Origin of the sequence: Nocardioides marinus (assembly GCF_013408145.1) — a bacterium.
In the GTDB taxonomy this organism is placed as follows: Bacteria; Actinomycetota; Actinomycetes; order Propionibacteriales; family Nocardioidaceae; genus Nocardioides; species Nocardioides marinus.
In genome coordinates this window covers 3,723,598-3,740,032 of the sequence record NZ_JACBZI010000001.1, presented here as the reverse complement: position 1 = coordinate 3,740,032, position 16,435 = coordinate 3,723,598, and the positions used below count along the sequence as shown (strand labels likewise).

Annotated in this window: 12 protein-coding genes; 7 read left to right on the top strand and 5 right to left on the bottom strand. The window is 74.2% G+C overall.

Annotation, left to right across the window (positions count from 1 at the left end; genetic code table 11):
• The first annotated feature begins 7 nt into the window (after positions 1–7).
• From BKA05_RS17560 to BKA05_RS17550, 3 genes are all read left to right on the top strand, one after another.
• Entirely contained in the window at positions 8–1,903 is a 1,896-nt protein-coding gene (locus BKA05_RS17560; protein ID WP_179532582.1) for a penicillin-binding transpeptidase domain-containing protein, read from the top strand.
• A 249-nt stretch (positions 1,904–2,152) separates the two neighbouring features.
• A complete protein-coding gene (locus BKA05_RS17555) occupies positions 2,153–3,628 on the top strand; it encodes an NAD-dependent succinate-semialdehyde dehydrogenase (RefSeq protein ID WP_179532581.1) in 1,476 nt (491 codons plus the stop codon).
• A 10-nt stretch (positions 3,629–3,638) separates the two neighbouring features.
• The gene (locus BKA05_RS17550) at positions 3,639–4,622 is read left to right on the top strand and encodes a DUF2332 domain-containing protein (RefSeq protein ID WP_179532580.1); all 984 of its coding nucleotides are present in this window, start codon (positions 3,639–3,641) and stop codon (positions 4,620–4,622) included.
• Between the two features lie 4 nt (positions 4,623–4,626).
• Here BKA05_RS17550 and BKA05_RS17545 read toward each other — a convergent pair whose 3' ends face one another.
• From BKA05_RS17545 to BKA05_RS17530, 4 genes are all read right to left on the bottom strand, one after another.
• Positions 4,627–5,187, bottom strand: coding sequence for a maleylpyruvate isomerase family mycothiol-dependent enzyme (locus BKA05_RS17545; RefSeq protein ID WP_179532579.1), 561 nt, complete (start codon positions 5,185–5,187; stop codon positions 4,627–4,629).
• Between the two features lie 7 nt (positions 5,188–5,194).
• Positions 5,195–6,223 (bottom strand): sigma-70 family RNA polymerase sigma factor, encoded by a 1,029-nt coding sequence (locus BKA05_RS17540; RefSeq protein WP_179532578.1) that lies wholly within the window; start codon positions 6,221–6,223, stop codon positions 5,195–5,197.
• 195 nt (positions 6,224–6,418) lie between these two features.
• On the bottom strand, positions 6,419–8,125 hold the full coding sequence (locus BKA05_RS20410; RefSeq protein WP_343045735.1) for a glycerol-3-phosphate dehydrogenase/oxidase: 1,707 nt from the start codon (positions 8,123–8,125) through the stop codon (positions 6,419–6,421).
• A complete protein-coding gene (locus tag BKA05_RS17530; RefSeq protein ID WP_179532577.1) occupies positions 8,122–8,718 on the bottom strand; it encodes a TetR/AcrR family transcriptional regulator in 597 nt (198 codons plus the stop codon). Before BKA05_RS17530 ends, BKA05_RS20410 begins: the two co-directional genes overlap by 4 nt.
• A gap of 17 nt (positions 8,719–8,735) precedes the next feature.
• Here BKA05_RS17530 and BKA05_RS17525 point away from each other — a divergent pair, with 17 nt between their 5' ends.
• From BKA05_RS17525 to BKA05_RS17515, 3 genes are all read left to right on the top strand, one after another.
• On the top strand, positions 8,736–10,340 hold the full coding sequence (locus tag BKA05_RS17525) for an FAD-binding oxidoreductase (RefSeq protein ID WP_246289828.1): 1,605 nt from the start codon (positions 8,736–8,738) through the stop codon (positions 10,338–10,340).
• Positions 10,337–11,242 carry a diacylglycerol kinase family protein gene (locus tag BKA05_RS17520; RefSeq protein ID WP_179532576.1) on the top strand — a complete coding sequence of 302 codons (906 nt, stop codon included), beginning with the start codon at positions 10,337–10,339 and terminating at the stop codon, positions 11,240–11,242. Before BKA05_RS17525 ends, BKA05_RS17520 begins: the two co-directional genes overlap by 4 nt.
• A 156-nt stretch (positions 11,243–11,398) precedes the next feature.
• A complete protein-coding gene (locus BKA05_RS17515; RefSeq protein ID WP_179532575.1) occupies positions 11,399–14,287 on the top strand; it encodes a S8 family serine peptidase in 2,889 nt (962 codons plus the stop codon).
• 112 nt (positions 14,288–14,399) lie between these two features.
• Here the strand turns inward: BKA05_RS17515 and BKA05_RS17510 are convergent, their stop codons facing one another.
• Positions 14,400–15,074, bottom strand: coding sequence for a pirin family protein (locus BKA05_RS17510; RefSeq protein ID WP_179532574.1), 675 nt, complete (start codon positions 15,072–15,074; stop codon positions 14,400–14,402).
• A 191-nt stretch (positions 15,075–15,265) separates the two neighbouring features.
• Here BKA05_RS17510 and BKA05_RS17505 point away from each other — a divergent pair, with 191 nt between their 5' ends.
• Positions 15,266–16,411 carry a PKD domain-containing protein gene (locus BKA05_RS17505; RefSeq protein ID WP_179532573.1) on the top strand — a complete coding sequence of 382 codons (1,146 nt, stop codon included), beginning with the start codon at positions 15,266–15,268 and terminating at the stop codon, positions 16,409–16,411.
• The last annotated feature ends 24 nt before the right edge of the window (positions 16,412–16,435 follow it).

The following is a 16,435-nucleotide window of genomic DNA, read 5'->3' as shown; positions in this document are numbered from 1 at the left end:
ATGGCGCATGCGATCTCGGATCCTCGCCCTCGCCGGTGCGGTGCTGCTGCTCGCCGGCTGCACCGAGGTCAAGGACGCCGTCGCCGGGCCCGACCCGGAGCCGACGGCCAGCGCGTTCGTCGAGGCCCTGGCGGCCCAGGACCTCTCGGGGGCGCCCGTGGCCGACCCCGAAGCGGCCGAGCGCGAGCGCGCCGAGGTCGTGGACGGCATGGGCGGCGTCACCCCGCGGGTGGGGCTGCTGGACCTCGACCAGTCCGGCGACACCGCCACGGCGACCCTGCAGTGGAGCTGGCCGCTGGTGGGCTCGGGCGCTGGTGGTGAGTGGAGCTACGAGTCGCCGCTGCGCCTCGAGCGCGAGGGCGACGGGTGGGTGGCGGTGTGGGCGCCGTCGGTGGTCGAGCCGTCGCTGGTCGAGGGCGAGGCACTCGACCTCACCACCCTGACCCCGAGGCGCGGCGACATCGTCGGTGCGCGGGGTCTCGCGGTCGTCACCCAGCGCCCGGTCAACCGGATCGGGATCGACAAGACCCTCGTGGGAGCCGGGCGCGCGGTCAGCGACGCCCGGGCACTGGCCGAGGCCGTCGGGATCGACGCGGCCGGCTACGCGAAGCGGGTCAGGGCCGCCGGCGACGCGGCCTTCGTCGAGGCCATCGTGATGCGGACCGAGGACGTCGTGACGCCGATCAGCATGGCCCTGGCCCGCATCAAGGGGGCACGCCGGATCGCCGCCGAGATCCCTCTCGCACCCTCACGCGACTTCGCCGCACCCATCCTCGGCTCGGTCGGCCAGGTCACCGCGGAGATGGTCGAGGAGGCACCCGACACCTACCGTCCCGGCGACGTCGCCGGGCTCTCGGGGCTCCAGGGCAGGTACGACGACCAGCTGCGCGGCACCCCCGGCGCGAGCGTCGACGTGCTCCCGGCCGAGGGCTCCGACGGGGAGGTGCGGGAGGTGTTCCGCGCCGAGCCGGAGAAGGGCTCGACGCTCAGGATCAGCCTCGACGTCGACCTGCAGGCCGAGGCCGAGGCGGTGCTGCGGCGCACCGGCCCGGCCAGCGCCCTGGTCGCGATCGACCCCGGCACCGGCGCCGTGCTCGCGGCGGCGAACGGGCCCGGCGCCGGGGGCACCAACCTGGCGACGTACGGCCAGGCCGCGCCGGGCTCGACCTTCAAGACCGTCTCCTCGCTCGCGCTGCTGCGCGCCGGGCTCGACCCGACCTCGAGCGTGCAGTGCCCCGCGACCACGGTGGTCGACGGCAAGACCTTCGGCAACTACTCCGACTACCCCACCGGGGCGACCGGACGGATCACCCTGCGCCAGGCGGTCGCCAACTCCTGCAACACCGCCTTCATCACCAGCCGCGCCAAGGTCGAGGGCACCGGGCTCTACGACGCCGCCGCCTCGCTCGGCTTCGGCATCGACCACGACCTCGGCTTCCCGGCGTACTTCGGCCAGGTGCCGCAGCCCGAGACCGAGACCGAGGCGGCAGCCGCCCTCATCGGCCAGGGCAGGGTGCTGGCCAGCCCGATGGTGATGGCCACGGTCGTGGCCTCGGTGCAGGCCGGGGAGACCGTCGTCCCGTGGCTGGTCAAGGGCTACCGCGAGGCCCCGCCGGAGGGTGCGAAGCCGCTGACGGGGGCCGAGGCGTCGGCGCTGCGCTCGATGCTGCGTGCCGTCGTCACCGAGGGGAGTGGTCGCGGCCTGCTCGACGTGCCGGGGCCCGAGCTGATCGCCAAGACCGGCACCGCGGAGTTCGAGCGGGACGGCACGGTGCTCACCCATGCCTGGATGGTCGCGGCCGGCTCCGACCTGGCCGTGGCGGTCTACGTCGACGAGGGCGAGTCGGGCTCGCGCACCGCCGGGCCGCTGCTCGAGGCCTTCCTCAGGGCTGCCCGCCGCTGACCGACAGGCCAGACGTGGCCGGACGCAACGAAGGGCCCGGGTGCCCGGGCCCTTCGCGGCGGCGTCTGGCGGAGGGACGTGGGGACGTGCCGCCGGACGTAGATGAACCCCTCGCCGCATGGGGTCAGCAAGGGGTTCACAGCCGTCTTCTGAGTGCTCCCTCCGAAGTCGACAAGACCAATAGTGCCACGCCGTGCCCAGGTGTGGAGAGGATTGGAGGGAAGTCGTCGAAGTGCCAGGATTCACCTCATGACTGGTCCAGACGTTCACGCCCTGCTCGACCGCCTCCTGCCCGCCGAGCAGCGCCGCCTGTGGGTCGCCGGGGAGTGGCGCGACGCGGAGGGCGGTGACACCTTCGAGGTGGTCGATCCCGCCGACGGGCAGCTGCTGGCACGGGTGGCCGACGGGTCGGTCACCGACGCGGTCGAGGCCCTCGACGCAGCCGTCGCCGCCCAGGCAGGGTGGGCGGCCACCCCGCCCCGTGAGCGCGGGGAGATCCTCCGCTCGGCCTTCGAGCTCATCGGCGCGCGCGCCGACGACCTCGCGCTGCTGATGAGCCTGGAGATGGGCAAGGCGGTCGCGGAGGCCAAGGGCGAGGTCTCCTACGGCAACGAGTTCTTCCGCTGGTTCTCCGAGGAGGCCGTGCGCATCCACGGTCGGTGGATGCAGGCTCCGGCCGGCGGCTCGCGACTGCTGACGATCAAGAAGCCGGTCGGCCCGTGCTTCTTCGTCACCCCGTGGAACTTCCCGCTGGCCATGGGCACCCGCAAGATCGGTCCCGCGATCGCGGCCGGCTGCACGATGGTGGTCAAGCCCGCTCACCAGACGCCGCTGACGATGCTGGCGCTGGCCGGGCTGCTGACCGAGGCCGGGCTCCCCGACGGGGTCCTCAACGTCGTACCCACCACGCGGGCCAAGGAGATGAGCGAGGCGCTGCAGGGTGACGACCGGCTGCGCAAGGTCTCCTTCACCGGCTCGACCGGCGTCGGGCGCACCCTGGTGCGGCAGTCCGCCGACCAGCTGCAGCGAGTCAGCATGGAGCTGGGCGGCAACGCGCCGTTCGTCGTCTTCGAGGACGCCGACGTGGACGCGGCCGTCGACGGCGCGATGGTGGCCAAGATGCGCAACATGGGCGAGGCCTGCACCGCCGCGAACCGGTTCCTGGTGCACTCCTCCGTCGCGGAGGAGTTCGCCGAGAAGCTCGCCGCCCGGATGGGTGCGCTCACCGTGGGTCGGGGGCAGGACGACGGTGTCGACGTGGGCCCGCTCATCGAGGAGAAGGCGGTGGAGACCGTCTCGCAGCTGGTGACCGACGCTGTCCACGACGGCGCCCGGCTGCTGACCGGTGGCAGCGTCCCCGACGGTCCCGGGTTCTTCTACCCGCCGACCGTGCTGCTCGGTGTGCCCGCGGACTCCGCGATCAACGCCGAGGAGATCTTCGGCCCGGTCGCGCCCATCACCACCTTCGAGACCGAGGACGAGGCCGTCGCCCGCGCCAACGACACCGAGTACGGCCTGGCCTCCTACGTCTACACCCGGGACCTGTCGCGGACGATCCGGATGGCCGAGCGGCTGGAGTACGGCATGGTCGGCATCAACACCGGGCTGATCTCCAACCCGGCCGCGCCCTTCGGCGGGGTCAAGGCCTCCGGGTTCGGCCGCGAGGGCGGCTTCGAGGGCATCGAGGAGTACCTCGAGACGACCTACGTCGCGCTCCCGGTCTGACCGGGGCCCGATGGAGCTCTTCTCGGGGACCCGGCAGACCTACGCCGAGTTCGCGACCCAGGCCACGGACTCCCCGACGTTCGTGGCCTGGACCCGCGGCGTGGTCGAGGACCCCGAGGTGCTGGCCTGGCTCGGCACGCTGCCGCCGCTCAAGCAGCAGCCCAACCTGGTCTTCGCGGCGGCCCGCTGGCACGGGCTCCCCGACGACGCGACGTACGCCGACCTGCGCGAGGTCCTGCTGGGCGACGACGGGTCCGTCCGCGCGACGATCCTGTCCCGGGCGACCCAGACCAACGAGGCCGGGCGGATGGCGAACCTGCTCCCGCTGCTTCGGCAGGTCTCGGTGGAGGACGGACCGATCGCCCTGCTCGAGGTGGGCGCCAGCGGCGGGCTGACGCTCCACCCCGACCGGTGGTCCTACCGCTACCGCACGCCGCAGGGCGACCTGCGCGTCGGCGACCCGGCGGCGCCGGGGCTGGAGTGCCGGGCCGACGGGCCGGGGCCCTGGCCCACCGACCTGCCGCAGGTCGCCTGGCGCGGCGGGCTGGACCTCCACCCCCTCGACGTGAGCGACGACGACACCGCACGCTGGCTCGAGACGCTGGTCTGGCCCGAGCACGACGACCGGCGGCGGGTGCTGCGGCAGGCCATCGAGGTGGCGCGTCACGACCCGCCTCGGCTGGTCCGTGGTGACCTGCTGAGCGACCTCGACCCCCTGATCGACGAGGCGGCCCGTCACGGACGGGTCGTGGTGCAGCACTCGGCGGTGGTCGCCTACCTCGAGCGCGAGGACCGCGAGCGCTTCACCGACCAGATGCTCGCCCGGGTCGCCGCCGGTGCCTGCCGCTGGGTCAGCAACGAGGGTCCGCGGGTGCTGCCCCGGGTCTCGGCGACCGGACCGGCGGCGCCGGTGGACAGGTTCGTGCTGGCGCTGGACGGCCGTGCGGTCGCCTGGACCCACGGGCACGGGCGCTCGATCAGCTGGCTCGGCTGAGCGCTCACCCGGCCTCCCGACCCACCCACCCCAGCAGTCGTACGCCGCTGGGCGCGGCGGGGTCCGAGGCGACGGCCAGCGCCGGGGCGAACCGGCCGTGCCCGACCAGGCCCCGTGCCACCGGCAGCAGGTCGTCGGCCAGTGCCGGGGGGAGCGGGTGGTCCAGGCGCAGCGCCCGCGCCACGTCCCACCCGTGGACGGTGATCTCCAGGGCGGCGGCACGGACCAGCAGTCCCGGGTCCATGGCCATCCTGTCCACGGTGACGGGTCGCGGCGGGGCGCTGGTCCAGGCGCCGAGCAGGGTGCACGCCTTGGTGCACAGCCGGTCGGCGCCCCCGGGGCCGACCCGGGCCCCGGGGCTGGTCGGGGGCGAGACCGAGCCGCCCGCCGCCTCCAGGAACGCGTCGAGGGCGTCGTCCATGTGGGCGAGCAGGGCCGCGAGGTCCCACCGGCTGCAGGGGGTGGGACGGGTCAGGTCGGTCCGGTCCACCCGCGCCAGGGCGGTCCGCGTGTAGCCGAGGGCGCGCTCGAGCAGCTCGACACCCCCGTCGAGCTGGGAGGACACGAGGGCCTCAGGCCGGTGCGGGAGGAGCCGCGGCGAGAGGTGCCGCGGGACGAGCCGGGTCGGGCCGGAAGTCGCCGGGCAGGCTCATCGGCAGCCCGAACTTCTCGAAGAGCCGGGTGTCGAAGAACGCGTCGACCTGCGAGAGCTCGGGGTGGTCGGGGTCGCCGTCCCACTGGAGCACCTGCAGCTGGAACGGGACGAACCCGCCCTCCGGCGTACGCATGTAGAGGCCGAAGGCGGGCTGGCCGTTGGCGCGGGTCTCGATCATCGGCATGTCCTCCGAGCCGCCCGGGCACTCGTTGCCGATGAGCCAGGCGATGTTGGCCCGCCCCTTGAACCAGCTCGTGAACGGCGGCATCTCCCAGACCGCCTCGGCGGTCAGCATGGAGACGATCGTGTCGACGTCCTTGCGCCAGAACGCCTCGACGTAGCGCTCGAGCAGCTGGCGCTGGGCGGTCGTCAGCTCGTCGGCGACGGTGTCCTCGGTCAGCGCGCGGGTGCGCATCTGCGCGTGCGCGCGCTGGAGGGCGGAGTTCACCGCGGCGACGGTGGTGTCGAGCGCGTCGGCGACCTCGGCGGCGCTCCAGCGCAGCACGTCGCGCAGGATCAGCACGGCCCGCTGCTTGGCCGGCAGGTGCTGCAGGGCCGCCACGAACGCCAGCCGGATCGAGTCGCGCTCGGCCACGGTCACCGCCGCGTCGGGCACCGGCTCGAGCCAGGTGATCTCGTGGTCCTGCTCGAGGGCGTCCCCGGCCGGCTGGTCGGCGGTGCCGATGCCGGAGGGGAGCGGTCGCCGCGGCCGGCCCTCGAGGTTGGTGAGGCAGACGTTGGTGGCGATCCGGTAGAGCCAGGTCCGCACCGAGGAACGGCCCTGGAAGTCCGCGGAGGCCTTCCACGCACGCAGCAGGGTCTCCTGCACGAGGTCCTCGGCCTCGTGCACCGACCCGCTCATCCGGTAGCAGTGGGCCAGCAGCTCGCGCTGGTAGCGCTCGGTCAGCCGCGGGAAGTCCGCCAGCTCGTCGTCCGTCGTCGTCATCGTGGCGCCCTCCGCCGTACCCACCGCTCCCATGTCCTGCCTCCGCTCATCCTGCCCGCCCGCGGGCTCATCGGACAGTGCAGACCCCGCACCTACCCGAGACTCATCGCCGAGCCGGCGTATTGATACGCCGGTTCGGCGGGAGTGGTGGGTCGAGCCGGCGTATTGATACGCCGGCTCGGCGGGAGTGGTGGATCAGGAGGAGGGGCGGGCGAGGGCGAGGGCGCGGCGGGCAAGGGGCTCGGCGGTGGCGCGGTCCTCGGGGACGAGACCGACGCGGGTACGCCGGTCGAGCAGGTCGTCGACGTCGTGGGCCCCCTCGTGGGTGACGCCGAAGAGCAGCTCGGCCAGGGTCACCGGCACCGTGGCCGATACCGGGGCGAGCAGCTCCTCGTCCGTGAGCCCGGTGAGCTCGCGGGCGGAGGAGAGCACCAGCGCGGCGTCGGCGCCGTAGCGACGCACCAGCCGGGCGGGCTCCTCCAGCCGCGCCAGCTCGGCCCGGGGCAGGGCCCCGGCCAGCGGCAGCGACGCGGTGACGCAGGGCCCGGCGGTGAGGCCGTGGTGGGCGACGGCTGCGTCCACGGCGTCCTGCGCCATCCGCCGGTACGTCGTCAGCTTGCCGCCCACGACGGTCGTGACGCCCGACGGGCCGGTCACGACGGCGTGCCGACGCGACAGGTCCGCGGTGGAGCCGTCGCCGCCGTCCAGGAGCGGGCGCAGCCCCGCGAAGGCACCGACCACGTCGGAGCGGTGCAGCGGCCGCGCGAAGGCGGCGGAGACGACGTCGAGCAGGAAGCCGATCTCGGTCTCGGTCGGCTCGGGCACGTCCGGGACCGGCCCGGGGGCGGGTTCGTCGGTGAGGCCGACGTACACCGTCCCGTCGGGCTGGGGGAGCACCATCACGAAGCGGTTGGTCTCCCCGGGCACGGGTGCGAAGACGCTGGCGCCCAGGCCGGGCAGGGTCTCGGCGCGCAGCACCAGGTGGGTGCCGCGGCTCGGGCGCAGCCTGATGCCGTCGGTCCGGCTGCCCTCCTCGCCGAGCACCTGGTCGGCCCAGACGCCGGCGGCGTTGATGATGGCGCGGGCCCGCACCGTGTGCTCGGCGCCGGTGACCTCGTCACGCAGCACCGCCTCGCCACGGGCCGCGTGCAGGACCCGGGCGCGGGTGCGGACCTCGGCGCCGTGGTCGGCGGCGGTGCGGGCCATGGTCACGACCAGGCGGGCGTCGTCCTCGAGCTGACCGTCCCAGCCGAGCAGGCCGCCGCGCAGGCCGGAGGGCCGCAGCGCCGGGACCATGGCGAGGGTCTCGGTGGCCGACAGGTGCCGCGGGCGCGGGAGGGTCTCGGCGTCGGTGCGGGCGCCGCGGCGCAGCAGGTCACCGGCGCGCAGCCCGGCCCGCGCCAGCCCGCCCTGGACCCGCGACATGGAGGAGGTGACAGGGATGACCATCGCCATCGACCGGGTCAGGTGGGGGGCGGTGACCTCCATCAGGATGCCGCGCTCCACCGCGCTCTCGTGCGCCACGCCGACCTGTCCCTTGGCGAGGTAGCGCAGGCCGCCGTGCACCATCTTCGAGCTCCAGCGGGAGGTGCCGAAGGCGAGGTCGTGGGCGTCGACGGCCAGCACGGTCAGCCCGCGGGTCGCCGCGTCGAGGGCGACGCCGGCGCCGGTCACCCCGAGGCCGACCACGAGGACGTCGACGTCGGTGGGAGCGTCGGCGAGACCGGCGGTGAGGCGGGTGGCGGGGTGGTCTCGACGCCCGCTCGTCGCTGGCGCTCCTCGCTGCTCGACCACCGGGGGTGGCCCGCTCGTCGCTGGCGCTCCTCGCTGCTCGACCACCGGGGGTGGCCCGCTGGTCGCTGGCGCTCCTCGCTGCTCGACCACCGGGTCGCGGCGCGTCACGAGAGGCCCCGGGTCAGCAGCAGCCGCAGCTCGTCGTCCAGCGCGTCGGCACCGACGTCCCCGTCGACCATCGTGTGCGCGGAGAGCACGAAGCCGTGCGCGGTGAGCACCATCGCGCGCGCCATCGACACGGGGTCGCCGCTGCGGACCGAGCCGGCGACCTGGCCCTCGCGCAGTGCCTCGGTCAGCAGGCCGAGGATGAGGTCCTGGGAGCGGCCGCGACGGCTGAGCAGGTAGGGCAGCACCAGCTCGGGGTCGAGCTCGACGATGCGGACGAACAGCTCGTTCTCCCGCAGCGCACGGATCGTCGCGACGACGTCGTCGACGAGCCGGGTCAGCGGGTCCGCCGCGTCGGAGGTGCCGACGGTCGTGGAGACCAGGCCGGTCCACTCCCGGGTCATCAGGTCGCCGAGGAGCGTGGGCATGTCGGCCCAGGACCGGTAGATCGTCATCCGGCTGACGCCGGCTCGGCGGGCGACCTCGGTGAGCGTCGTGCGCCGCCAGCCGACGTCGAGGATGCAGGCCCGCGCCGCGTCGAGGTAGGCGTCTTGAGGACTCGCGGCGGATTCGCTGTTGTGACGAAGTGACGTCATGTGTCACACTGTAACACATGACGACGCACACGACCCCCGCTCCGCTGCCCGGTGGCCTCGGCGAGATGGACCCCCTGCGGTGGGGCAGCCCGGATGCTGCGACCGACCTCCCCCAAGGTGCCCGCGACCTCGTCGAGATGGCCTTCGGGCTGAGCACCACCCCGGCGCCGGAGCCCGCGCCGGTCCCCGCGTCCGCGCTGGCGGAGGAGCCGCTCGCGGCCCTGCGCGCCGCCGTGGGCGAGGAGCACGTCCTCCTCGACGACGAGGTACGCCGGCTGCGCACCCGTGGGAAGTCCACGCCCGACCTGCTGCGGGCCCGGGCCGGCGACCTGGCCGACGCGCCCGACGCGGTGGTCCGCCCCGGCAGCCACGACGACGTCGCTGCGGTCCTGGCCGTGGCCGTCGAGCACCACCTCGCGGTCGTCCCCTTCGGCGGCGGCACCTGTGTCACCGGCGGGCTCGCCGCGCGCCGCGACGGCTACGCCGGCCTGGTCTCCCTCGACCTGGTGCGGATGAAGCAGCTGCTGGCCGTCGACGAGGAGTCGATGACCGCCACCCTCGAGCCCGGCCTGCGCGGCCCGGAGGCCGAGGCGCTGCTGAACGAGCGCGGCCTGATGCTGGGTCACTTCCCCCAGTCCTTCCAGTTCGCCTCGATCGGCGGCTTCGCCGCCACCCGCTCCAGCGGGCAGTCCTCGGCCGGCTACGGCCGCTTCGACGCGATGGTCGTCGGGCTGCGGGTCGCCACCCCGCGCGGTGAGTGGGTCCTCGGCTCCTCCCCGGCCAACGCCGCCGGCCCCGACCTGCGCCAGCTCGTGCTCGGCTCCGAGGGCGCCTTCGGCGTCATCACCGCCGTCACCGTCCGCGTGCGTCGCCTCCCGGAGGTCAAGGTCTACGAGGGCTGGCGCTGGGCGTCGTTCTCCGAGGGCCGCGACGCGATGCGTCACCTGGCGCAGCACGGCCTGCTGCCCACGGTGCTGCGGCTCTCGGACGAGTCCGAGACCGCGATCAACCTGGCCCGCCCCGACGCCATCGGCGAGAGCGGGACCGACGGCGCCTGCCTGATGATCGTGGGCCACGAGGGCACCACCGCCCAGGTCGAGTCCCGGCGCGCGGCCGTGACCGAGGCGCTCACCGCGCTCGGCGGCCGACCCCAGGGCGAGGGACCGGGCGAGTCGTGGGCGCACGGCCGGTTCGACGCGCCGTACCTGCGCGACTCGCTGCTCGACGTCGGCGTCCTCGTCGAGACGCTGGAGACCGCGACGTTCTGGTCCAACGCCGAGGCGCTGTACGCCGGGGTGAAGCGGGCCCTGGAGTCGCACCTGGACGGCGCGCTGGTCCTCTGCCACGTGTCGCACGTCTACGAGACCGGCTGCTCGCTGTACTTCACCGTGGCCACCGCCCAGGGCGAGCAGCCGCTCGAGACCTGGCTGGCAGCCAAGTCCGCCGCCAACGACGCGATCGTCGCGGCGGGCGCGACCATCACCCACCACCACGCGGTCGGCACCGACCACAAGCCGTGGCTCTCGGCCGAGATCGGCGACCTGGGCGCCTCGGTGCTGCGTGCGGTCAAGGCCGACCTCGACCCCACCGGCGTCCTCAACCCGGGGGTGCTCGTTCCGTGAGGTCCTACTCCTTCCTGGTCAACCCCGCCTCCGGGGGCGGCGCTGCCCCCGACGCCGTCGTGCCGGTGGCGCGGCTGCTGCGCGAGGCGGGCGCGACCGTCGACGTGACCTACTCGCCGGGCCCGCGCGCCACCGACGACCTCGTCACCGCCGCCGTGGCCCGCGGGGACGTCGTGGTCAGCGTCGGCGGCGACGGGATGCTCTCCCACCTCGCCGGCGCGGTGTCGGAGGCCGGTGGCGTGCTGGGCGTCCTGCCCGCCGGTCGCGGCAACGACTTCGCCCGGATGCTCGGCCTGCCCGGCGAGCCCGAGGCGATCGCCCGGATCCTCCTCGAGACCCCCGAGCGGCCCGTCGACCTGCTGCGCCTCACCGCTCCGGGCCAGCCGTCGCGACTGGTCGCGGGCTCGGTCTACTCCGGGGTCGACGCGCGGGCGGCGGAGATCGTCGACGCGATGCGGTGGACGCCGAAGAAGCTGCAGTACCCCGTGGCCGCGGTCCGCGCGATCCTCACCTACTCCCCGGGTCGCTTCCGCGTCAGCGTCGACGGCGAGGGCCGGGAGTACGCCGCCGCCACCGTCGTCGTGGCCAACTCCGGCTACTACGGCAAGGGGATGCACGTCGCCCCCGACGCCGCGGTCGACGACGGGCTGCTCGACGTGGTGGTCGTGGAGGCCGCCTCGCGCTCGGCCCTGGTGCGCAGCTTCCCGAAGATCTACGACGGCTCCCACGTGGCGCTCGAGCAGGTGCACGTGCTGCGCGGCACCCGCGTCGAGGTCGCGGCCGACGGCGTACGACCGATCGCCGTGGGGGGCGACGGCGAGCCGCTGGGCACCCTGCCCGGCCTGGGCTCGGAGCCGTCGGTGGTCGAGCTGGTGCCCGGGGCGCTGCGCGTCATCGCCTGAGGGGGCGGCGGCGGGCGGTCACGGGGCCGTGGTCGAAACACGGCGGCAACACAGTGGTCGAGACCCGTCGGCGACGCAGGGTGACCCGGAAGGTAAAGCCGCGTTGAGGGGTTCGGTCCCACACCCGGGACCGGCCCCCCTGACAAGAGAGCTCCCATGACCCGCCGTCCCACCACGCGGCTGGTGATGAGCACCGCAGTCGCCGCCACCGCGGCCTGCACCGCGCTCGTCACGCTGCCCGCCTTCGCCCTGATCAGCCACACCGGCCCCAGCGTGACCAGCGCCGCCGCGGTCCAGGTCGTCGACCCCGGGCCGGTCCTGCGGCCCGAGCTGACCCGGCACCTGCGCCGCGTGAGCAGCCTCGACCCGGTCCGCGTGATGGTCCAGGCCGACGGCGACACCGCCGCCGCCCGCAGCGCCGTGCGTGGCGCTGGGATGACCGTCCAGACGGTGCTCGACCGGGTCGGCATCGTCGTCGCCGTCGGTACGCCGGCGCAGGTCCGCCTCCTCGAGGGCGCCGGCGCCTCCCGGGTCGACTGGGCCGACCGGGAGCTGACGACGTTCTCCAACACCTCGCACCGGGCCACCCGCGGCTACGACGTGCACGAGGGCGCCATCGACCTCGACGGCGACGGCGTGGGCGACGAGCTCCAGGGCGCCGGCGTCTCGGTCGCGATCGTCGACTCCGGCGTCGACGGCACCCACCCGATGTTCGACGACGGCGAGGGCGGCTCGCGCGTCAAGCGGAACATCAAGATGGTCTGCCACGACATCCTCGAGGGCTTCGCGACCGGCAGCGAGTGCGGCGTCGACAACACCCTGGTCAACGACACCGACACCACCGCGCTCGGCGGCCACGGCACCCACGTCGCCGGCATCGCCGCCGGTGGCATCGTCACCGACTCCGTGGGCCGCGAGCTGCGCGGTGCCGCGCCGCGGGCCGATGTCATCGGCATCAGCACCGGTGCCTCGCTGACCATCCTCTCGGGCACGCTGGGCATGTACTGGGTCCTGGAGAACCACGCGGACCCCTGCGCCACCCAGGCCGACCCGACCGGGTTCCTGCCCACCTCGTGCGCCCCCGTGGTCGTGGTCAACAACTCGTGGGGCTCCGCCGGCGGTTCGTTCAGCGCCAGCTCCCCCGATGCGATCGTGCAGCGCGCGCTGGTCGAGGAGGGCGTCACCGTCGTCTGGGCCGCCGGCAACGACGGCGGCGACGGGACGAGCAACGAGGTCAACCCGCCGACCCAGGACCCGACGCTGGGCGTCATCTCGGTCGCCAACTACGACGACGCCGGTGCCGGCAGCCGTGACAACGACCTGGACCCCTCGTCCTCGCGCGGGCTCCAGGCCAGCGTGACGACGTACCCGGACCTCTCGGCGCCGGGCGCGAACATCACCTCGGCGTGCCGCCCCTACCTCACCATCTGCGCCACCGGCCTGGACACCGCCGACCCGGACTACAACACGATCTCGGGCACCTCGATGGCCGCGCCGCACATCGCCGGCTACGTCGCGGTGCTGCAAAGCCTGGCCAAGGAGGTGACCGGCGACTTCATCACGCCGGCCCAGATGGAGCTGCTCCTGGTCGACACCGTCCACCAGTACGGCGCCTCCCGCCCCTACGTCGCCGACACCCGCAACACCGACGCCAGGACGACGACGTCCTTCGACGCCGGTCACGGCCTCGTCGACGTGGCGGCCGCCGCCTCGCTGCTCAGCGGCTCGCCGGCCAGCGTGACCGACCCGCTGTCCTGCCCCGTGGACGCGCGCTTCACCGACGCGGCGGGCGACGCCAGCGGGGGCTTCGGGCAGAGCACCGCGGAGCCGCTCAACGTGCCTGAGCTCGACATCCTCGAGGGCTGGGTCACCAGCAGCCCTGGCGGCGACGCCTTCACGCTGCACGTCCAGGTGGAGTCCCTGCCGGAGGAGCCGGGCGGCCTGTCGGGCGAGGGCGAGTACTTCGACCTCAACTTCTCCCTCGGTGGTGCCGGCTACTACGTGACCGCCGACCGCACGTTCAGCAACGGCGAGAGCTTCGTGCTCGGCAACTTCGGCGGCACGACCGGCGGACGACAGACCCTGGCCTCGGGCCTGGAGGGCACCTTCGACACCGAGACGGGCATCGTCTCGGCCACGGTGAAGGCCTCCGACGTGGCGTCGGTGCCGGCACTCGTCGGCGCCATCAGGACCGGTGCCTCCGTCAGCGGCCTGGAGTTCGTGTCCCGCCGTGAGCTGGTGCTCCTGGTCCCCGACGCCGACACCGCCAGCGGGCCGTGCGCCTACACGATCGGCGCCGAGCACCAGGGCGGCGGCACCGGTACTCCGACGCCGACCCCGACCGACACCGCGACCCCCACGGGGACCGCGACGCCGACCGGCACCCCGACCGGCACTGCCACGCCGACCGGGACGGCCTCGCCCACCCCGACGGTGACCGAGACCGTGACCGAGACGGCCACCGCGACCGCCACCGCCACCGCCACCGTGACCGAGACGGCCACCGCCACGGCCACCGCCACGGCGACGGAGACGGCGACCGAGACGGCGACGGCCACCGCGACCGCCACGGAGACCGCGGTCGTGGTCTCCACCGCGACGGCGACGGCCACCCAGACCGTCACCCAGACGGCGACGGAGACCGCCACGGCCACCGCGACGACCACCGCCACGGCGACCGCCACGGCGACCGCCACGGCGACGGCGACCGAGACCGTCACGGAGACCGCCGAGGCCGACGGCGCTCCCCGGGTCGAGGAGGTGTCGGTCTCCTCGCGCGGCAAGGCCCGGGCCAAGAAGCGCCTGGTGTTCTCCGCGGTGGCCAGCCACCCGGGCGGGGCCGACCTGACCTACACCTGGTCCTTCAGCGACGGGAAGGTCCGCGAGGGCGCCGACGTGGTGCACCGCTTCGGGTCCAAGGGCGAGTACCGCGTGGTGCTCACCGTCAGCGACGGCGAGCAGACCTCGCGCGTGCGCCTGCTGGTCGAGGTCAAGAAGGCGGCCAAGAAGGGCAAGAAGGGCAAGCGCTCGGGCACCCGGCGCTGACCCCCGCACCAGGCACCTGGGCTTGATCACCCCGGGACGAGGGGGACAGCCGCGACGGGCTGCGGGACCGGGGGGTCCCGCAGCCCGTCGCTGCGTCTGAGGCCCGGAGCCGCTACGGCAGCGTCCAGACCAGCAGCTCGGAGTCGACGGCGGGGGTGACCTCGTGCGCCGGTTCGCCGGTGAAGCAGAAGGCGTCCCCGGCCTCCAGCGGCTCGGCCAGCGAGGAGCGCAGCAGCGCGCCCCGCGCCACGTAGCAGTGCAGGCGCGGCGCCGGCGGCAGCGCGACGGGCCGGTGCGCGGGCACCCGCCCCACCAGCAGGCGAGCGCCCTCGACACCGGGCCGGAGCCCGCTGTCGACCAGCGCTCCCGCGCCCAGGCCGGGGACCGCGCGCTCGTACCGCGGCTGCGCACCGGGGTCGTCGGCGCTCAGCCAGACCTGCACGAACCGGGTGGGCCCCGCGCCCTCCACGGCGATCTCCGAGTGCTCGACCCCGGCGCCGGCCGAGAGCAGTGCTACCTCGCCGGCACGCAGCACGGTGTCGGTGCCCAGGGAGTCGCGGTGGTGGAGCGCACCGGAGACGACCCAGGTGAGGATCTCGACGCCCGCGTGCCGGTGGGTCTCGAAGCCCGTACCTCCACGCAGGTGGTGGTCGTCGTGGCAGACCATCGCGCCGAAGCCGGTGCGCTCGGGGTCGTAGTGCTCCCCGAAGGAGAACGCGTGCCGGGTCTGCCTCCCCGCCGCGCGGGTGGTGAACCGGGTGGAACTCCGACGGATCTCGACGCTCATGGGAGGCATCCTGCCGGGTCGCAGGTCGGGGCGAGGCACCCCGGGGAGGGGGGCGAGCCACCCCGAACCACGCCTGCCCGCACCGGGCCACCGAGCGCACCGTGACCTGCACCACGGTGCGCTCGTTGGAGAGAGGTAGCGCTGGTCGCTCGGGCGGCCGAGTCTCGTCCCCCGGAAGAAATGGCCCCACCATGAACACCTCCCCTCCCCGCCCCACCCGCCGTCCCCTGCGCGTCGCCGCGTTCTCCGCCGTCGCCGCCACCGGGCTCGCCGCCACCCTCGTCGGCGTCGTCGCGTCCAGCACCGTCTCCAGCGCCGCCGCGGAGTGCACCCGTGACGCGCGGTACGTCGACCCCGCCGGCGACGTCAACGACCTCGCCCTCGACCCGGTGCCGCTGCCGGGCGTCCCCGTGGACCCGGCCCTGGACCCCGACGGCCTCGACATCCGCGAGGGCTGGTTCAGCGTCAACGACGCGCTGGACACCATCACCTTCCACCTCAAGGTCACCGACCTCTCCGACCTCCAGGGCGGCCTGCGGGCCGTGGGCGAGGAGTACCAGATCGACTTCGCGCTCGACGGCACGTCGTACTCCATCCTCGCCGGCCGGTCGCTGACCGACCTGCTCTTCACCGAGGAGTACTTCGAGCTCTCGGACCTCGGTGGTCCCGACGGCGCGAGCCGCACGGTCAACAGCGCCCTCACCGGCGCCTTCGACCCGGCGCTCGACGTCATCACCGTCGACCTGAAGAAGTCCGACCTGTCCGGGGCGAGCCCGGCCGTGCCGGAGTTCACCGACGCCAGCGTCATCACCGGCGTCGAGGTGGTCACCCGTCGCAACCTGCTGCTGCTCTCGCCCGACGCCGACGTGGCCGTGGGTGGGTGCGCGTTCAAGGTCGTGCCCGACCCCGACCCCACGACGCCCCCGGTCACCGTGACCGCCACGGCCACCGCGACGACCACGGCCACGGCCACCGCGACCACCACCACGACCGCGACGGCCACGGCCACGGCGACCCGCACCGAGGAGATCACCCAGACCGCCGAGCCCAACCGCAAGCCGGTGATCCGCAAGTTCGCCGCCAAGCCGCTGCAGGGCCAGGGCAAGGCCCGGGTCGGCACGCCGATCCGGTTCAAGGCGATCGCGAAGGACCCCGACGGCGACAAGCTGCGCTACCGCTGGGACCTCGGTGACGGCACCAAGAAGAGCGGTCGCAAGGTGTTCCACACCTACACCGAGGAGGGTCAGTACCGCGTCTTCGTCCGCATCCGCGACGGTCGCGGCGGCAACCTCAAGGTCCGCGCCTTCCTGCGGCTCGGCCCCCGCAAGACCTCCTGACCGAGGGCCTGGGCAAACGTTTGC